This window comes from Aliidiomarina indica, from assembly GCF_015354615.1.
Classification (GTDB): Bacteria; Pseudomonadota; Gammaproteobacteria; order Enterobacterales; family Alteromonadaceae; genus Aliidiomarina; species Aliidiomarina indica.
Genome location: NZ_JACAVQ010000001.1, coordinates 744,416 through 762,377 on the forward strand (window position 1 = coordinate 744,416; position 17,962 = coordinate 762,377).

The 17,962-nt window shown below is 49.2% G+C and carries 17 protein-coding genes; 5 read left to right on the forward strand and 12 right to left on the reverse strand.

Annotated elements, in window-relative coordinates:
- Window positions 1–5 precede the first annotated feature (5 nt).
- From rlmM to HXZ99_RS03430, 5 genes are all read right to left on the reverse strand, one after another.
- The gene (rlmM, locus tag HXZ99_RS03410; RefSeq protein WP_194755851.1) at window positions 6–1,076 is read right to left on the reverse strand and encodes a 23S rRNA (cytidine(2498)-2'-O)-methyltransferase RlmM; all 1,071 of its coding nucleotides are present in this window, start codon (window positions 1,074–1,076) and stop codon (window positions 6–8) included.
- Window positions 1,077–1,086: 10 nt separating this feature from the next.
- Window positions 1,087–1,677: an alpha/beta family hydrolase gene (locus tag HXZ99_RS03415; RefSeq protein ID WP_194755852.1), complete on the reverse strand. Its 591-nt coding sequence runs from the start codon at window positions 1,675–1,677 to the stop codon at window positions 1,087–1,089.
- An 18-nt stretch (window positions 1,678–1,695) separates the two neighbouring features.
- Window positions 1,696–2,616, reverse strand: coding sequence for a transcriptional regulator GcvA (locus tag HXZ99_RS03420; RefSeq protein ID WP_194755853.1), 921 nt, complete (start codon window positions 2,614–2,616; stop codon window positions 1,696–1,698).
- Between the two features lie 58 nt (window positions 2,617–2,674).
- Window positions 2,675–3,700 carry a GGDEF domain-containing protein gene (locus tag HXZ99_RS03425; RefSeq protein ID WP_194755854.1) on the reverse strand — a complete coding sequence of 342 codons (1,026 nt, stop codon included), beginning with the start codon at window positions 3,698–3,700 and terminating at the stop codon, window positions 2,675–2,677.
- A gap of 171 nt (window positions 3,701–3,871) precedes the next feature.
- Entirely contained in the window at window positions 3,872–4,465 is a 594-nt protein-coding gene (locus HXZ99_RS03430; protein WP_194755855.1) for a DUF1415 domain-containing protein, read from the reverse strand.
- A gap of 187 nt (window positions 4,466–4,652) precedes the next feature.
- On the opposite strand from HXZ99_RS03430, the gene HXZ99_RS03435 reads away from it, so the two are divergent.
- The 3 genes from HXZ99_RS03435 (at window position 4,653) to HXZ99_RS03445 (ending at window position 8,518) form a co-directional block, all read left to right on the forward strand.
- On the forward strand, window positions 4,653–7,784 hold the full coding sequence (locus HXZ99_RS03435) for a YdbH domain-containing protein (RefSeq protein ID WP_194755856.1): 3,132 nt from the start codon (window positions 4,653–4,655) through the stop codon (window positions 7,782–7,784).
- A 107-nt stretch (window positions 7,785–7,891) separates the two neighbouring features.
- Window positions 7,892–8,074 (forward strand): YnbE family lipoprotein, encoded by a 183-nt coding sequence (locus HXZ99_RS03440; protein ID WP_194756056.1) that lies wholly within the window; start codon window positions 7,892–7,894, stop codon window positions 8,072–8,074.
- Between the two features lie 15 nt (window positions 8,075–8,089).
- A complete protein-coding gene (locus tag HXZ99_RS03445) occupies window positions 8,090–8,518 on the forward strand; it encodes a YdbL family protein (RefSeq protein WP_194755857.1) in 429 nt (142 codons plus the stop codon).
- On the opposite strand, the gene HXZ99_RS03450 is transcribed toward HXZ99_RS03445, so the two are convergent.
- The 6 genes from HXZ99_RS03450 to HXZ99_RS03475 form a co-directional block, all read right to left on the reverse strand.
- A complete protein-coding gene (locus HXZ99_RS03450) occupies window positions 8,515–9,165 on the reverse strand; it encodes a hypothetical protein (protein WP_194755858.1) in 651 nt (216 codons plus the stop codon). The two genes, HXZ99_RS03445 and HXZ99_RS03450, sit on opposite strands and share 4 nt — an antisense overlap.
- A gap of 91 nt (window positions 9,166–9,256) precedes the next feature.
- Window positions 9,257–10,021 (reverse strand): SDR family oxidoreductase, encoded by a 765-nt coding sequence (locus tag HXZ99_RS03455; RefSeq protein WP_194755859.1) that lies wholly within the window; start codon window positions 10,019–10,021, stop codon window positions 9,257–9,259.
- Window positions 10,022–10,026: 5 nt separating this feature from the next.
- Window positions 10,027–10,920, reverse strand: a complete 894-nt coding sequence (gene mmsB / locus HXZ99_RS03460; RefSeq protein WP_194755860.1) for a 3-hydroxyisobutyrate dehydrogenase — start codon at window positions 10,918–10,920, stop codon at window positions 10,027–10,029.
- A gap of 10 nt (window positions 10,921–10,930) precedes the next feature.
- On the reverse strand, window positions 10,931–12,088 hold the full coding sequence (locus HXZ99_RS03465) for an enoyl-CoA hydratase/isomerase family protein (RefSeq protein WP_194755861.1): 1,158 nt from the start codon (window positions 12,086–12,088) through the stop codon (window positions 10,931–10,933).
- A 32-nt stretch (window positions 12,089–12,120) separates the two neighbouring features.
- Window positions 12,121–13,278 carry an acyl-CoA dehydrogenase family protein gene (locus tag HXZ99_RS03470; RefSeq protein ID WP_194755862.1) on the reverse strand — a complete coding sequence of 386 codons (1,158 nt, stop codon included), beginning with the start codon at window positions 13,276–13,278 and terminating at the stop codon, window positions 12,121–12,123.
- 16 nt (window positions 13,279–13,294) lie between these two features.
- Window positions 13,295–14,794 carry a CoA-acylating methylmalonate-semialdehyde dehydrogenase gene (locus HXZ99_RS03475; protein WP_194755863.1) on the reverse strand — a complete coding sequence of 500 codons (1,500 nt, stop codon included), beginning with the start codon at window positions 14,792–14,794 and terminating at the stop codon, window positions 13,295–13,297.
- Between the two features lie 229 nt (window positions 14,795–15,023).
- Here HXZ99_RS03475 and HXZ99_RS03480 point away from each other — a divergent pair, with 229 nt between their 5' ends.
- Complete coding sequence (locus tag HXZ99_RS03480) at window positions 15,024–15,908, forward strand: helix-turn-helix transcriptional regulator (protein ID WP_194755864.1); 885 nt, start codon at window positions 15,024–15,026, stop codon at window positions 15,906–15,908.
- An 8-nt stretch (window positions 15,909–15,916) separates the two neighbouring features.
- Window positions 15,917–16,171, forward strand: coding sequence for a DUF1289 domain-containing protein (locus HXZ99_RS03485; protein WP_194756057.1), 255 nt, complete (start codon window positions 15,917–15,919; stop codon window positions 16,169–16,171).
- Between the two features lie 65 nt (window positions 16,172–16,236).
- On the opposite strand, the gene glnS is transcribed toward HXZ99_RS03485, so the two are convergent.
- Complete coding sequence (gene glnS, locus HXZ99_RS03490) at window positions 16,237–17,910, reverse strand: glutamine--tRNA ligase (RefSeq protein WP_194755865.1); 1,674 nt, start codon at window positions 17,908–17,910, stop codon at window positions 16,237–16,239.
- Between the last annotated feature and the right edge of the window lie 52 nt (window positions 17,911–17,962).

A 17,962-nucleotide genomic window follows, 5' to 3' on the forward strand; every position in this document is an offset into this window, starting at 1 on the left:
AACGCTTAAGTTTTCAGTTTGCGCCGCAAATAAACTGTGATCTCTTCACGGTCGTGATAAAGATGCTTGGCACTTAATTCGTATCCCCACACTTCGGCTTCATCTAAGCGATCACGAATCGCCTGCATATATTGTTGCACTGCCCCGTAACGCTTCTTCATTGGGAGTTTTAGGTTAAACATAGCGTCATGGCACCATTCACCAATAAACCAGTCCGCCATAAGGTGCGCTACACGCACAGGTTTTTCTACCATATCGCATACTAACCAGCGTACGTTCTTGCGCTTAGGTAAGAAAGTAAAGCCATCTTCGCGATAATGATTTACTTGTCCTGAGTCCATTAACCCCTGATCCATAGGACCATTATCCACAGCGGCAACCATCATATTGTGATAGACCAATACCGAGGTCCATCCGCCCGGACTGGCGCCAAGATCCACCGCGCGCATACCAGGCTCCACACGCTTTTCTAGCTCTTGCGCCGGGATCATCACTTTAAAGCCTTCTGCCAATTTTGCTGCTGAACGCGACGGAGCGCCTTTTGGGGTGCGAATTCTAGGAATCCCCATAGGAAAAGGGGCGTGATTGTAGCTATAGGAATAGCCCAACATGACCGCATGAGTACTCCGAAACAACACATGCAATACCGGACGATTAGCCACTTCATCCTTCGTTAATAAGTCAGCAGCGCGCAATGCATTTTCAAATGGGTGAGCAATCTTTTTGCACAATGGTGATAACGCACGACCATCATTGGTATCCGTGGTTTCAAGCCAAAGACGACCGGCCAATTGAACACCTTGAAAAGCGTCCACCATGGGACTAATACGATCATCAACAGGTAAGTTATTTAACTCCCCGACTTTGACAAATAGCTGACGCACAAAAATAAGATCGGCCACCGGCAGTTTGCGAGCCAAGTGATCGCCTTCTTCCGATTTGCATTCAAAGATAACCAGGGCTGAGTTCGGTTGCGTTTTGCAAAAGCCATACACACCTAAAGCACCTGCGCGCTCTTGAATTTCAGCGGCGCACTCACCTTCAAATCCCGCGCGGCAATACAACACAACAGACATAAGTATTTCTCTAGTTAATTCGTTCTTGAATAAATTGATCGATCATCGCCACAACCTGCTGCCAACCTGCTTCCGGGCTCACTCCAGTTCGCTTCGGGGCCACTAAATCGTGATTTGCAGCGTCCACCCAATGCACGCTAGCAAATTTAGGCAGGGTTTGTGATGTCACCCATGATGCATTACCAAAGGGATCCCGACTGCCCTGAATAATTAAACTCGGCACCTCGGCACAGGCTAAATCATCAATACGGTGCCGTTCTTGCTTTCCCGGTGGATGAAAAGGAAAACCTAAACCAATCATGCCCTGGGCATTCAATGTCTTCGCGGTGCGAGCTGCCACACGAGCACCCATGGATTTTCCCATCACAAACAACGGTTGTGTATCATCCCGACGCTGTTGGACTACATCAATAAAGTGCTGATCAAGGATGGCGGCACGATCTGGAGGACGCTTTTTACCAGTTTGTTGCACTTTTTGCCAGTAAGGAAAGGTGACCCGTTGAACTATATAGCCTTTATCTTCTAATAGCCGACTTATGTTCCGCATAAAGTCGCTGTCGTGCCCGGCGCCAGCGCCGTGGGCAAATGCGATATGTACCATAACCCGTTCCGTTTCAATTTAATCCGCATTAGCGTTTAGTTCTGCGCTCTCTTGTTCGTCTCGAGTCACTTCCGACAAAATCCAATCACGAAAACGTGCCACCTTTCCGACATCCGCTTGGGTTTCCCGGCACACCATATAAAATGCGTCGGCGGTGGGCAGTGCCTGCGGAAATACCTTTACCAGATGACCGGAATCCAATTCAGGTTTAGCCAACACGCTATTCGCGAGCGCCACACCTTGCCCGTGCACGGCGGCTTTCAAAGCTAACGCCGAGTGTGAAAACACGGGGCCAGCCTTCTTAATCGGAGGCTCTTCTTGCACCAATAAAAACCATTCCCGCCACGCATTTCGCGTTTCATCGTGCAGCAACGTGTGCTGCTTTAAGTCTGCAGGCGTCTTCAATGCTTTCGGACCATTTAACAGTAACGGCGAACATACCGGAATCAGGTATTCTTTATGTAATCGATATGATGTAACGCCAGGCCAAGTGCCACGACCATAGTAAATAGCGACATCCACATGGTCTGTTAGCGATCCGGTAATTTCATCCACTGCCTTTAAGCGTACGTCAATTTCCGGGTGCGCTTCATGAAATCGACTAAGGCGTGGAACCAACCATAAGATGGCAAACCCCGGAGGAACACACACAGTTAACGCTCCCTGCTCACTCGCTAACATAATCTTCGATGTGGCAAGGGTGAGTTGTTCAAACATTTGACGAATATCTAAGTAGTAGCTCTGCCCTGCTTCAGTAAGCAACAGCGCGCGATTGCGCCGAATAAACAACGCAATTCCCAGATACTCTTCCAGAGTTTTTACCTGATGAGAAACTGCCGCCTGAGTCACAAATAACTCTTCGGCCGCTTTTGTAAAACTCAGGTGACGAGCCGCAGCTTCAAATGATTTGAGTGCGTTCAGAGGGGGTAATTTACGCATGCAGGCACTCCGTGCTCGATTTTCTTTGGCCTAGTGTACCAGTGCGCTCACAGAATGCCTATGTAGTAGCCTTTGTTTTACTTTTACGGCGTTTTTTATCAGCGTACATCTCGGCATCAGCACGCTCCAAAATTGCTTCATCAGACTCATCAAATTGGGCAGACACCACCCCAATACTGGCTCCCGCGTAATCAACGACCTTATCCTCAAGAAGATAAGTACCAATAATCGCCTGTGAGAGACGTTCTTTAAATGCAGGGAGATCATCGACTTGCATCGTTGAAGGCCAACCAAGTACCACAAATTCGTCGCCACCAACCCGTGCTAATACATCGCCTTGACGCAATATGGTCCGCAAACGCTCGCACAACTGCAGTAAAAACCGGTCCCCCGCATCATGGCCATAGGTATCGTTAATATATTTAAAGTTATCTAAATCAATAAAGGCTAAATGAAACGGCTGTGAGGTTCGTTTTACAACCGATTGCGCTCGCTTCATTTCTTTCTCTAATCCGCGACGATTGAACACGCCTGTTAACGGATCGAGCAGCGCAGAAGCGGCGTAAGCTTGGTTTTGTTCGTGTAATTTTGCAATAAGCTCTGAGCGCTGCAACTGCCAACTAATGAGCTTGGCACAGACACCTAATAAACGCAGAGCTTCCTCACCCACGTCTTGAGATGTGCGACTAGCGCCACAGAGCGTCCCTACAACCTCGCCATTTACGCCTTGCACCGGTTGGCTCACATAAGTGGTAATCCCAAGCTCGCGCGCCGCATCGGAATCACCCCAGACACCGGCCACGTTTCCGGTAAATATCCGCCCGTCATCTAACGAGCGCTTGCAAAGGGTATCCCGCCAAGGCACTTGCAGTCCCTCAGGAATTAAGGGCTCGTCATTTGTATTTGTTGCGAACATAATCTTTTGGAAGGCCCGCTCTTGATCGATCGACGTTAAGTACGTCGACTCCAAACCCGTCACGTCCGACAACAAGCCTAACAAGGGCCTGACAAAATGCTCTAAGTCTGACTCATCCGCTCCTTGGTCTTCGACGACTTGCGCCAAGGTGTCGAGCAAATTATGCATAGCACACATATCCCCATGATCGAATGAATAGCGGCACAACGCGCTGCACGTAGTGAATAATAACCTACACTAGCACATCTCCCCTCGCTGCTCATGCCTGTACATTAAACCCTACACGATCAGCAAAAACCCTGCAAAGTGATTGCAATAAAAACCGGATTAAGCGATTTTCTAGTTTTTATCTGCGTTTATCTCAAGCAGTAGTTTCTGAAAATACGGTGCACCAAGGGCGCGGGCATGGCGAATGTTACGTTGTGGAATATTCTCTGGGTCGCGCCAGTCCTCAAGTGCAGCGCTGACATCATCTTCGCGCAAGATGTGCAGTAACGGAAACGGGGAACGATTGGTAAAATTCGAAGGATCCGATGCCTGAGTTCCGGCAAATACATAGTCAGGATGAAAGCTGGCTATTTGGTATATGCCCTCATAATTTGCTTGGGCAAGCCAAGCGTCGGCATCGGCAACGATATCTAAGTAATCGTAAAAATCAGTTCCCATGTGTTCTAACACCAACAGACTTGTGGCGGTCGTTTCATGTTCATCAAGGTAGATACACTCGTCGCGAATTTCTCGCAATAAATCGACTACGGTTGTGGCCTTTAACAAGCGGTACCGTATACGTTCTGCGCGTAAAACGGGCTTTGCGAAAGGGCAAAAATTGTGCGCCACCACAACCCGCTCCAGCCAATTCTGGGTGATGATTAACTTCCGATCGTACTGTGCTGACTCTCGATTGTCGTTGTGCATACTCGCTTGTTCTTTCAAGGCTGATCATCGAAGCGAACAGTTTACATTTTTTCTAAGCGTTGAACAGGCTATCTCGTGACTCCATTGCTAAACTATGAGCAAATATTGAAAATAGTGAACATGCGACCTAAAGGAACACTATAATGGAACCCGTTGTCGTAAAGGAATGCACATTCAAGCAACTAACATTCACTAAGGTGGGTTGATGACATCGCGGATTTTATTTCCCCTGGTGGTTCGCGGCCTACTCATCCTTGTCATTCTTATTGTAGTGGCACTCTTGGGCCTGTACGCGCTTCGTGCGTGGGTGTTTCAGCAGCTTAACGAAGTGGGCGTGCAAGCGGTGGAGTATCGCATCGACAAAGTACGCTTAACGCAACTACAGCTATCCGACATTTCCTTCGATTATTTAACCGACGCAGGTACCATTCCTATTGCCGCTGAACAGCTGCAGGTAAAGTGGCACTGGAGTGCCACCCGCTTCTTACCCTTACCGGCGCTGACTTCAGCCCATATCTATCGCCCCAATGTAACCCTGCCGGCGTCGCTATTTGCTGCGGAGGAACGTGCTGATGCGGACACGCTCATGGATATGTTGCCAGCTTTCTTACATCACGCTGATTGGTTACATCCGTTTGATCAAAACAACAGGTACCTTGACGGCTTTAGCCAAGCACACTTGGAACATGCGCAGCTCGCTATCGCGCCTGACAATGAATTTTCGGAGCGTCCTTCGTATCAGTTCCATTTTTCTCTGGCACTTCTGCGTGAGTCCGCATCTGAGATTCAGTTGCAAATCGATGTACCCAAACAAGACTATCTTCCTTCGTTGCAGTCGGAGCATCAATTTACATGGAAAAAACGGGGCGCGAGCGGCGCACAAGTCACATCTACCCATCAGGTTGAGCTCGGCAACCCATCCCTTCCATTTGATTTTAGAATCGATCTCAACTACCAAAACAGCACGCAGGCTCCTTTAGACACCATTGCATTTCAGCTAGACACTCATTTACAAGTGAACGATGTAACGATGTCCGTGGCCGCACTCAGTGAAACCTATCCGCTTTTTGCTGATATAGCCCAATTGCTGCATGATTTCCCAAGCTCTGAGAACAGCGAATTTAGCTTACACGCCGAGCTAACCTCACACATACACAGCCCGTTAAGACAATGGCCACAATCAACTCAGGGTTCCCTCCAGATCATGCTACGGGATACCCCAATAGGCCATTTTTCTATCCAAAACACCTTAACGCCCGTTGACCAACACGCCCAGTTGCAAGGGCAATTTACGGTGGCGCAAGAGAGCGAAGCTCATCTTACGTTAGCCCAACTAAGAGCGCGCTGGCCGGCGATTGCTCACCTGTTACCTGAAAGATTAGATGACCGTGAGCCGCACATTGATGAAGACAATATTGACGTTCCTTCGTTGCTAACAGCCAATTGGCAACTCGATTGGCAACAAGATAGCGCGAGTTGGAATGGCACAATTCACAGTCACACCGACGCCCCTTTCACTATTGCGCTACCCGATTATGGATGTACCAACGCCTCCCTAGCCACCACCCTGAGTCTGCGTGATAACGTCATTACTCAGGCTCGAATGGATGCCAACGGCCAAATGACCGATATGCGCATTGTGCAACAGCAACAGCCGTTGCACTGGCCGTTTTCATCGCTGAATTGGTCACTGTCGATAGCAAACACATCTGCTTTGTCTTTCCCGTTAGTTGCATCTGACAGCCTGTCTGAGGCGTCGCAATGGCAAGGACAGCTGAACGCAGGCTCTATCGAGACGACAGATGCCGCCTCTCATCTTGAGCTCGAAATGCCTTTTCAATTTACCCTAAACCCCACACTCAGTGAGAACCAGACCGATAACCTAAACCCTGTGCAACATTGGATCCGTTTCGAACAGTCGGATATACGCTTAGTGTGGCGCCAAGAGCGTATTGATTTAGACCCTAGCCTGAGCCTCGAATCACCGAGGTTAAGCCTCTCAGGGGCCATACAGCCGCGGCAAGCTGGATGGCAGTTAAGCCTCAACGAACCACTGCAACTGAGCGGTCATGTTGTTTTTGCTGGCGACGAGACGCCCTTACTTCGCACTCCTTTTACATTTAACTATCGAACGGATTCTATTTTTTGGGGCGAGCAAGGCATTGAGAGCGATGGTCGTAGTGAGCTTGCACTGCCTAATTTGGCCTTCGACCCGTTGCTTGCTCAAACGTGGCGTTGGCAAGCCAATACGCAACTACAGTCAGCTCCATTCCAATTTAGGTTTGAACGCGCAGAGTTAAGTAATAGCCATGGCTTGCGTGTGCAACATCATGGACGTATGGATGAGCAAGGATGGTTGGTCGACTGGAATATGACGGATATATTCTTTCTAGCCGGCAACCCGATCGTGCGGACGTGGGCGGATTGGCCCGAGTTACTCCAGCTGCAACGCGGGCGCATGGGCGCGTCCGGACAGGTCAGCGGAAGCTTTCAGACATCGGCACCCGCATTTAACCTAAACGCGACACTGAATTTTATGGACGTTGTTGGCGTTTACGACACCACGAGCTTTGGCGGACTCAATGGCGAGGTGCAACTGCAGCTCGATAATAGTGGTGTGGGACTGCTCACCGACAATCTGCGGGTGCTGCGGATAAATCAGGGTATCGAACTAGGCCCCTTTGCCTTGCGGGGTAGCTATCAAGGCACCTACCCGCAACTGCAAGCAATGCTAATTGAGGATAACCTTCTGCCCCACGGTGAGTTATATGTTGACGAGTTAGCGCTGGGTCTATTTGGCGGCTACGCGCGGGTTCAGAACGCCCATTTCTCGTTGGTGGGAGAAGCCTTTACCATTCCTATCGAACTACTCGAGCTTGATTTAAGCCAAGTGCTCACTCAATACCCCGCCCCCGATCTGACGGGCACGGGGCGATTTTCTGGTACGTTGCCGCTGCGCGTATCAGCCCACGGCGTGAGTATTGAACGAGGTATTATTTCAGCAATTCCGCCCGGCGGTGTTTTAAATTATCGCTCTGAGCGGGCTGCTGCTCTGGGGCGCTCGAATCCGGCCATGCGCATCCTTACTGATGCGTTCGATCACTTCGAATATGAGCGCCTCGACGGTGAGGTTATTTATCAAGAAGATGGGGCCTTGGAACTTGTCCTGCGATTGCATGGTCAAAATCCACAGATGCTTGGCAGTCGGCCCATTCATTTGAACTTAAGACTCGAAGAAAACTTGCCAGCACTTATAACTGGCTTACAATTATCCAATAAAGTGAATGACATTATTCATCAACGGGTACAACAGAAGTTTTTGGAATCATTGCGATAGTCACGCATGCGAAGACATCGCAAAACCAGTGAGGATTTATGGAACCTGTCCGTCGCCAACTGAATCAGGCTCGCCGCCGCTCCCGCACCACGGGTGTGCGCGTCAGTATGCTTGCAGCTCTTGGGTTTGCTGTGTTCAGTCTCGGCACCGTTGGTTGTACACCGACAGTGCAAGTTGCAACACCCGAACCTATCACTATCAATTTGAACGTAAAAATTGAGCATGAAATCTATATTCGCGTTGCCCGCGAACTTGATGAGATGTTCAGTGAATCAAGCGGTCTATTTTAATCAAGGATGCCAGTTATGACTTTATTCCCCACTGCAGTGCGAATCGGTCTTATGAGCCTATGTGCAAGCGCCTTGCTTAGTAGCCACGCCATTGCCCAGCCAAGCGCTGCGTTCACCCCTGCGCACGTATCTGTGACCAGTTCCGCCTTTGTTGCAAGCAGCATTACAATGCAAGACGCAGCAAATTTAATTCGTGAATACAAAGATCGCGGCTATATCGGCGAAACCCGAACAGGTTATGTTGGCGTGGTTCGCGCGCAAGAACATGCTGAAGAGGTTGCACGCTTAATCAATGAAGTACGCCGTGAAGAATATATTCGATTAGCAAAAGAAAATAATGTGCCTGTTGCTGAGATTGAGGCATTAGCTGGGCAGCGCGCTATCCAGCGAACCCAGACTGGCCATTACATTGAAGTAGATGGCGAATGGGTTCGTAAGCCCTAATACGCGCAGAAAATTGCGTTCATCGGGAGCAAGCGAATATGGGTAATAAAGTATTCGGTAATAGGATGCGGCATTGAGTTATATGAAGAGCTGCTCGGCACCACGCTGCAACTACGTATTGGAAAAACCTGCCCACTAGCATCAACGACGTGGGCATGTATTTTCAAGGTTTGCTCGAACGGATTGGATAGGGTAATCATCGTCCCTGTCCCACTTTCCCCCTGCGACATACGCACGCGCATATAACTTTTATATTCATCTTGCTGCTTATGCACCGCGATAGGCACAAGAAAGTCCCCCGACTCCACCAATTCGACATACAAGGTTTCATTGGGCATCACACTCACCGTCTCTTTTTGTATCTGAGGCCAATACAAGGGCAAACGGGTATCGAGGGTGCCATCTTCAAAGCGAACCAGTAAATCAAAATCTTCGCGACATGGAAGATCCCAACACAGTTCTTCAAGGGCATTTTGATCTCGAAATTCTAGGAGGGCTTCAACTTGACTTACGCCATCGTAGGCAACGTAATCGGAAGAATCATCAATTGCGGTAGTCGCACAACCAGAAAGTGCCAGCATACCGAACAGACAGGGTATTAGAAGACGACACTGGATAAATCTATTCAATTGAACAATCTGTTTCATCACTGACGTTTTCCCATTTATCTACAGCATAAAACAGAAATATCAGAAGCACCGGCATAGAACAATAGTTAAATGCCGGTGCTTGCTCATTTTAGAGGCGAACGCCACCATCAATTTCAATCACGCGGCCACTGAAAAAGTCGTTTTCAATGATAAAACGCGCTGAATCTGCCACTTCAGATGGCTGGCCCCAGCGCCGCAATGGCACCATTGAAAGTGCTCGTTCAATGGCTTCCGGTTTCATTTGCGCCGTCATAGGAGTTTCAATAAAGCCAGGTGCAATTGCACCGCAGCGAATACCAAAGCGACCCAATTCGCGTGCCCAGGTCACTGTCATTGCCACCACTCCCGCTTTCGTTGCCGCGTAGTTGGTTTGGCCTATATTACCGGCACGGGCGACACTGGAGATGTTGATAATCACACCTTTGCGCTCACGCTTAGCCATAACAGCGGAAGCTTCACGACCGCACAAAAAGGTACCCGTCAGGTTTACGTCGATTACCGATTGCCACTGCTGTAATGGCATTTTGTGGGTTACTTCACCGTTTTTGCACTTAATCAGCATGCCATCGCGAAGAATTCCAGCATTGTTAATCAGCACATCCAAGCCACCAAAGTAGCTATCAATTCCGGCAAATGCCGCTTCAACGGCTGCTTCATCGGTTACATTCACGTTGTATGTTTGCACATCTGCTGCACCCAGTGACTGACACTGAGCCGCCGCGTCGTGCAACATCTCATCGTTCATGTCGATCAACGCTAAGCGCGCTCCACGGGCCGCAAAATCTTCCGCCATAGAACGTCCGAGGCCTTGTGCGCCCCCCGTAATCACCACGACTGAATCTTGAATTTGCATCGAGTTTAGTTTCCTTTCTGTTCAAATAACTTGAAGATACTAGAAAAATCTTTAGCGCCGTGGCCATGTTCACTGTGTTGGCGGAAAAGTTCGGTGGCAAGATTTCCCATCGGCGTGGCGGATTGGGTATTGGCTGCGGTACTCTGCGCCAAGCCCAAATCTTTAATCATCAGGTCCACTAAGAAGCCGCCGTCATAATTATTGCTCGAAGGCACCCCTTCCATCACGCCTGGGCACGGATTATACACTTCCAAGGTCCAGTTGCGACCTGAGCTTTGTAGCATAATGTTCGACAATACCGCCGGATCCAAACCTTGCGCTCTGCCGAGCGCCAATGCCTCGGAGGTTCCCGCCATAAGTACTGCGAGCAGCATATTATTGCAAATCTTCGCAACTTGACCCGCGCCATGCTCACCCGCACGAAATACGTTTTTACCCATATCATCAAGAATGGGGCGTGCTTCTTCAATATCTGCCGCATCACCGCCGCATATAAAGGTTAACGTGCCCGCTTTCGCGCCACCCACGCCACCAGATACAGGGGCATCAATAAAACGAAGTCCTTGTGCGGTAAGCGCGGCTGCCAATTCTCGCGCCATTTCCGCAGAAATCGTACTTGAATCAATAATCAGCGTGCCCTTTGCAATAGTTGCGGCAATGCCCGAATCGCCCAAATAAAGCGACTTAACATGCTTATCCGCAGGCAGCATCGACACCACAACATCTACATTCTTCACCGCATCGGCAGCGCTTGTTGCAACCTGTGCACCGGCTGCTTGCAGGCGCTTCAATGCGTCTTCAGATAAATCAAAAACTTGAACATCATGGCCGGCTTTCACCAAGTTGGTCGCCATCGGGCCACCCATATTGCCTAATCCAATAAAACCAATCCGCGCCATTTGTCGCTCCTTAGTTTAAATTCTCAAGTGGATGAGCACCTTCAGCCCAAGGGGCAGTGAACATGTCATCGAGTTCTTCTTGTGTAACCGCTGCGATAGTGTCGTGCGACCACTGCGGGTTCCGATCTTTATCAATCAGCAAGGCCCGAACGCCTTCAGCAAAATCACCTTTCACAGCGCAATTCACTGACAGGGTTAATTCCAAGCGAAATGCATCCTCAAGGCTTAAATCGGTGCCAAACTGTAATTGTTGCCACACAATGTGCGCCGTCATCGGACAACCACGCTGGAGGGTTTTCTGCGCTCTGCTGAGTAATGCATCCTCAGTGTTGTACGCTAAAAACTGTTCGCTTACCGCCGTAATGCTATCGCCGGTCATAAGCTTGGAAATCTCATCTTTGCGCGCGGCCAATTCCGCGTCTGGCAAATCGTCTGTCGCTAGCGAACGCGAGGTCAAAGCATCGCTTAAGGTTGCTAGGTTCAGATCCAAATCGTCAGTCCAGCTTGCGTTGACCAAAGCATGTTTCATGCCGTCGCGACCACTACTCGGGAGGGCATAGTCCGCCATCCCGAGATACAGCGCATCTGCGGCATTCACTTGAGCTGCCGTTAATCCGAGAAACAATCCCATGTGATCTGGCAAGCGCCCGAGAAAATAAGTCGCACCCACATCCGGATAGAGGCCAATGCTAATTTCCGGCATGGCCAACCGCGAACGTTCCGTAACCACACGATGAGAAGCGCCATTCATAAGCCCCATGCCACCGCCCATCACAAAACCATCGGCCCACACCACCATAGGTTTACGGTAGGTTTGGATAAGATAGTCGAGTTGATATTCCTTACTGAAGAAGCCAACAACTTCAGGAACAGCGCTATTCGGCATGGCCTTCATGGCCTGATACATGGCAACAATATCGCCACCGGCACAAAATGCTTTCTCGCCAGCGCCTTCAAGCCACACGCAGGCAATATCCGGATCATCCTGCCACGCCATCAACTGTGGATGGAGTAAGTTAATCATATCGAGGCTAAGCGCGTTCAGCGAACGCTCTGCGTTTAAACAGGCTACCCCGATTTTCTTGCCGCTCACGGTATCCATCTCAGAGAATAAAACCGCGTCAGGATTATTTACTGCATCAAGATCAAATTGCTGCGGTTGTGCCATGATCACTCCTTAATTATGGTTGCTCTCGGGTGTTACAGTAGCTCAGCTGCGCCATCGGCTAACAAACGACGCGCTATGATCAGGCGCATAATCTCATTGGTGCCTTCCAAGATTTGGTGCACACGTACATCACGCACATGACGCTCCAATGGATATTCCTTGATATAGCCGTACCCACCATGAATTTGCAACGCTTCGTTACAGACTTGGAAGCCAATATCCGTCGCAAAACGTTTGGCCATCGCACAGTAAGCGGTCTTATCAGCGTCGTTCTCATCTACTTTAAACGCCGCCATACGCACCATTTGTCGCGCCGCCACCAGCTCAGTCGCCATATCCGCTAACTTAAACTGCATGGCTTGGAATGCTGCCAGTGGTTTACCAAATTGACTGCGCTCATGCATATAGTCACGGGCTGTGTTTAACGCCGCTTGCGCGGTTCCAACCGAACACACTGCAATGTTAATACGACCGCCATCCAGTCCCATCATGGCAAACTTAAAGCCTTCGCCTTCTTCGCCAAGTAAATGATTGGCCGGAATACGCACGTCTTCAAAGGTGACAAGACGCGTGGGCTGTGCATTCCAACCCATTTTCTCTTCCGCTTTTCCATAGCTTACCCCGGCGGCATCGGCAGGCACGATAAACGCAGAGATTCCACGCGCGCCTTCCCCACCAGTACGTGCCATCACGACCAATACGTCGGTTTCACCAGCACCGGAAATAAACATTTTTGCGCCGTTGAGCACATAGTCGTCACCGTCTTTCTTAGCACTGGTGCGCAAACTTGCCGCGTCAGAACCTGAACCTGGCTCGGTTAAGCAGTAAGAGCCAAGCTTTTCACCGGCCACCAGCTCAGGAACCCACTGATCAATCATGTCTGGCTTAGCGAAGGATCCAATCATCCAAGTGACCATGTTGTGAATGGTCATCATTGCGGTAGTTGCTGTACAGCCCATGGCTAACTGCTCAAAAATGAGCGCTGAATCAAGCCGAGACATGCCAAAACCACCCGCGCTTTCTGGGGTATACATTCCCATAAAGCCCATTTCACCGGCCTTACGAAACACCTCAACAGGGAAATGGTGCTCTGCATCCCACTTTGCCGCATAGGGTGCCATTTCCTTCTCAGCAAAGGCACGAGCTGTATCAACAAAGGCTTGTTGATCATCAGTTAAGTTAAAATTCACAACGAATCTCCTGCTGTTACTGCAGCTTAATAGTCATGTTCGGGCCGTTATCGATTTCACTTTCTGGCCAACGTGCAGTAATGGTTTTGGTTTCTGTGTAGAAACGAATCGCTTGCTTACCATAGGCGTGCAAATCACCAAAGAACGAGTTCTTCCAACCGGTGAACGAGAAGAAAGGCAATGGCACAGGAATTGGAATGTTAATGCCCACCTGACCTACTTCCACTTCGTGCTGGTATTTACGCGCTGCGGCACCATTGGCGGTAAAGATAGAGGTACCGTTACCAAATGGGTTTGCATTCACCAAGGCAATCGCTTCCTCAAGGGTTTCTACTTCAACAGCACACAACACAGGACCAAAAATCTCCTGCTGGTAAATGCTCATGTCTGCAGTCACTTTACTAAAGAACGTCGGGCCTACCCAGTTTCCGTCTGGGTAACCTTCAACCACGCAGTTGGTACCATCAACCAAACACTCGGCGCCTTCTTTCTTGCCTTGTTCGATCATGGAAACAACCCGTTGCTTAGCTTGTGGACTGATCAAAGGTCCATAGGCTGCATCTTTGTTGTCCCAAGCACCTGGCTTCACTTTGGCCAGCTGCTCAGCCAATTCTGGAATCCACTCTTTCGATTTGCCCACAAACACAGCCACTGAAATAGCCATACAACGTTGGCCTGCAGCGCCTACAGAAGCACCCACCAAGTTGTTAATCACAGTTTGCTTATTAGAATCAGGCATAATCACACTGTGGTTTTTCGCGCCAGCAAATGCTTGCACCCGTTTTAGGTGTTCAGTACCGGTACGGTAGATGTACTCAGCTACTGGCACAGAGCCCACGAATGATAATGCTTTTACTTCTGGGTCACGAAGCAATACATCAACTTGCTCTTTGCCACCGTGAATCATCTGTAATACGCCTTTCGGAGCGCCCGCTTCTTCAAATAATTCAACCAAACGGGTTGGTGTGAGCGGATCCTGCTCAGACGGCTTCAAAATAAAGGTGTTACCGCAGGCTATCGCCATGGGGAACATCCACAACGGAATCATGGCTGGGAAGTTAAACGGGGTAATACCTGCACAAACGCCCAAAGGCTGAACGTAGCTATACGTATCAATGCCGCGTGCGACGTTTTCCGCGGTTTCACCCATCATCAATGCTGGAATATTGGCTGCTTGCTCAACAACTTCGATACCGCGCCACACGTCACCTTTTGCATCATCAAAAGTTTTGCCGGTTTCTTTTGCCAAAATTGTCGCCAATTCGTCATGGTGCTTTTTCAACAAAGCTTGATAGCGCATCATCAGACGCGCCCGCTCAGACACAGGCACTTCACGCCATGTTTTGAACGCTTCTTTGGCGCTAGCAATCGCACGATCAATCTCAGCAGGCGTCGCACATGGCGCTTCTGCAATCACTTCTTGGGTCGCTGGATTCGTGACCGGAATATATTTGGTGGCTTCTGATTGTACAAACTCACCATCGATAAACAGTTTTACTTTCAAATTCTTGCTCATTACTTCCTCTCAAGGAGCCGTTATGCAATGGGCCCCGGTTATTCAATCAAATTAACAAAACCCGTGCCCAGCCCGCTGCATCAAATACGCAATCTTGCGGGCACCAGTTCTCATAAAATGCGGTTGTTTTATGCTGCACTGCATTAGAGCAAAGCTTGCTGCACTTTAGAATCGATAAAATTGCCTGTATAATGGACAATATTGCTTTCTACGATGAGCGTCATGGTTTATGAGTCAACCGTCAAATTGGCCGTTACCGGCTGGCAGTTCACGCCTGCTGCTCCCACGTAATATAACACGACAGCTCGCTGAACACCCCCTCAGTCAGGAATTATATCCGATTTCCTACGGACATTATTTAGATGCTCGAGACCATCGGGTACGACGAACCATTCACACCGATCATCTCTTAATTTTTTGCCACGCTGGCCGCGGTTTCTATCGCACTGAGCATCATCAAGGGGTGATTAGTGCGGGCCAAGTGCTATTTCTGCCAAAAGGAGTATCCCATAGCTATCACAGTGATCCGGCGCAACCATGGAGTATCTACTGGACTCACTTTGCCGGTGAGCAAACCGAGCGTTTCATGGACTATATTGGGATTCGCCCTAATATGCAGCAAGCGCCGGTCATCTCTCTGCGGCGCTGGCAAGCCTTGTTGCCGGATGTGACCGAGCTGCTCAATTTACAGCATCAACGCCTCACCTTCGAACGGGCTATGCTCGCCGCCTCCTTGCTCCGTAAGCTAATCACGCAACTGCCGTTGTTGAGTACCGATCCGGATAAAAGTGACACAGGATTTAATTTAACGACCCTTGATCGGTTTATGCGTGACAATAGTCACCGGCAATTAGAACTCGATGATTTTGCAGCATTTACGGGCCTTTCCCGCTATTATTTCAGTAAGCGTTTTCGGGAACTGACAGGGACACCCCCTATACGCTACTTTAATGAGATGAAAATGCAGGCGGCACGAAAGATGCTCGAGGAAACTCAACACAGCGTTCGCCAAGTTGCGTTAGCCTTTGGCTTCGACGACCCCTACTATTTTTCTCGGTTGTTTAAGAAGGTCGTGGGGTTATCACCACAGCACTATCGGGAAGGGCTTAACTGATTATGGCGATCAATCAACTTGAAATGTTTGACCTGCCTAATCCTTGTATCGGCGTGTGCGAATCAGGGCCCCGGGGCTATTGCCGTGGCTGTTTGCGCTCTCGAGACGAGCGCTTTAATTGGCATGAAAAGCCAGAGGCGGAGCGTGCCCGTATCTTGCGACTACTCGCAGACCGTCAAAAACGCAAGGAAGCCTTTTTGCGGCAGCAAGCCAAACAAGAACAAGAAGAGAATCAAGGTCCTTCACAATTGGATTTATTATAAAAAAACGCGATGCCATGCATCGCGTTTTTTAATGATTACGGTGAACCAAGCGGGTTTCTAGGTAATTAATCGTCGCCGCTTATTTTCGCCCAAGAGTCACGTAAGCCCACCGTACGATTAAATACCAACCGCTCTGGCGTGCTATCGCGATTATCCAAACAGAAATAACCTGTTCGCTCAAACTGAAAACCCTGCTCAGGCTTCGCAGCTGCCAACGAAGGCTCCACAAAGCCTTGTTTTACAACTAACGACTCCGGATTAATCGCCTCATCTAAGGTTTCTGCCGCACCTGGATTCGGGATATTAAACAAGCGATCATACAACCGAATTTCTGCAGGGAGAGCATGTGCTGCCGATACCCAGTGAATCACACCTTTTACCTTGCGACCATCGGCGGGATCTTTACCTAAGGTATCCGCGTCATAACTGCAATAGATAGTGGTAATCTCACCGTTACTATCTTTTTCAACACGCTCGGCTTTCACCACATAGGCGTTGCGTAAACGCACTTCCTTGCCGAGAACCAAACGCTTGAACTTCTTGTTCGCTTCTTCTTTGAAATCTTCCCGTTCAATATATAACTCGCCACTAAAGGGAACGTCGCGGGTTCCAAGTTCTTCACGGTTTGGATGATTTGGGGATTGTAGAATTTCACTCTCGCCTGTAGGGTAATTTTCTATCACCAACTTCACTGGATCTAATACCGCCATAGCGCGGGGAGCATTTTCATTTAAGTCATCGCGGATACAGGATTCTAAAATCCCCATTTCCACCATGTTATCCATTTTCGTTACACCGATGCGATGCGCAAACTCACGGATCGACGCCGGGGTGTAGCCACGACGACGCAGCCCTGCAATGGTAGGCATACGCGGGTCATCCCAACCGTTTACATGACCTTCCGTCACCAACAGGTTTAACTTTCGCTTACTCATCACCGTGTATTCTAGGTTTAGACGCGAAAACTCAATTTGCTGTGGATGGCATGGAATCGTGATGTTATCCAAAATCCAATCGTACAAACGACGGTTATCTTGGAACTCTAAGGTACACAATGAGTGCGTAATACCTTCGAGGGCATCGGAAATACAATGGGTAAAATCGTACATCGGGTACACACACCACTGATCACCGGTTTGATGGTGGTGAACGTGGCGTATCCGATAAATCACCGGATCCCGCATGCACATAAAGGGCGACGCCATATCGATTTTTGCGCGCAATGAACAGTGACCTTCCGGATATTCACCCGCGGTCATTTTCGCAAATTCGTCCAAGTTGGTCGCTACGTCGGTATCCCGATAAGGACTATTCACTCCAGGTTCCGTTAAGGTCCCCCGTAACGCACGAATATCGTCCTGAGAATTGAAATCGACATAGGCGAGGCCTTTTTCAATCAATTCAATGGCGAAGCCATGCAAGGCTGCGAAGTAATCTGATGAATAGCGCTCTTTACCACCCCACTCGTAACCTAACCAGCGCACATCTTCTTTAATGGCACTGACGTATTCTTGGCTCTCTTTAAGGGGGTTGGTATCGTCAAAACGAAGATTACAGGTGCCCTGATAATCATCGGCAATGCCAAAGTTCAATACAATCGACTTCGCATGACCAATATGCAGATAGCCATTAGGCTCGGGTGGAAAGCGCGTGTGAACGCTCTGATGTTTACCCGAGTGCAAATCTTGATCGATGATCTTGCGAATAAAATTGGTCGGACGCGAGGCGCTTTCGGCCATTAACATGCTCTCCGTAAATGTCTATGCTGCAAAATGAGCGCTATGATCGCAA

Coding starts and splice junctions, on each gene's coding strand:
- rlmM (WP_194755851.1), bottom strand. CDS start 1,076: ATGTCTGTTGTGTTGTATTGCCGCGCGGGATTTGAAGGTGAGTGCGCC.
- HXZ99_RS03415 (WP_194755852.1), bottom strand. CDS start 1,677: ATGGTACATATCGCATTTGCCCACGGCGCTGGCGCCGGGCACGACAGC.
- HXZ99_RS03420 (WP_194755853.1), bottom strand. CDS start 2,616: ATGCGTAAATTACCCCCTCTGAACGCACTCAAATCATTTGAAGCTGCG.
- HXZ99_RS03425 (WP_194755854.1), bottom strand. CDS start 3,700: ATGCATAATTTGCTCGACACCTTGGCGCAAGTCGTCGAAGACCAAGGA.
- HXZ99_RS03435 (WP_194755856.1), top strand. CDS start 4,653: ATGACATCGCGGATTTTATTTCCCCTGGTGGTTCGCGGCCTACTCATC.
- HXZ99_RS03440 (WP_194756056.1), top strand. CDS start 7,892: ATGCTTGCAGCTCTTGGGTTTGCTGTGTTCAGTCTCGGCACCGTTGGT.
- HXZ99_RS03445 (WP_194755857.1), top strand. CDS start 8,090: ATGACTTTATTCCCCACTGCAGTGCGAATCGGTCTTATGAGCCTATGT.
- HXZ99_RS03450 (WP_194755858.1), bottom strand. CDS start 9,165: ATGAAACAGATTGTTCAATTGAATAGATTTATCCAGTGTCGTCTTCTA.
- HXZ99_RS03455 (WP_194755859.1), bottom strand. CDS start 10,021: ATGCAAATTCAAGATTCAGTCGTGGTGATTACGGGGGGCGCACAAGGC.
- mmsB (WP_194755860.1), bottom strand. CDS start 10,920: ATGGCGCGGATTGGTTTTATTGGATTAGGCAATATGGGTGGCCCGATG.
- HXZ99_RS03465 (WP_194755861.1), bottom strand. CDS start 12,088: ATGGCACAACCGCAGCAATTTGATCTTGATGCAGTAAATAATCCTGAC.
- HXZ99_RS03475 (WP_194755863.1), bottom strand. CDS start 14,794: ATGAGCAAGAATTTGAAAGTAAAACTGTTTATCGATGGTGAGTTTGTA.
- HXZ99_RS03480 (WP_194755864.1), top strand. CDS start 15,024: ATGAGTCAACCGTCAAATTGGCCGTTACCGGCTGGCAGTTCACGCCTG.
- glnS (WP_194755865.1), bottom strand. CDS start 17,910: ATGGCCGAAAGCGCCTCGCGTCCGACCAATTTTATTCGCAAGATCATC.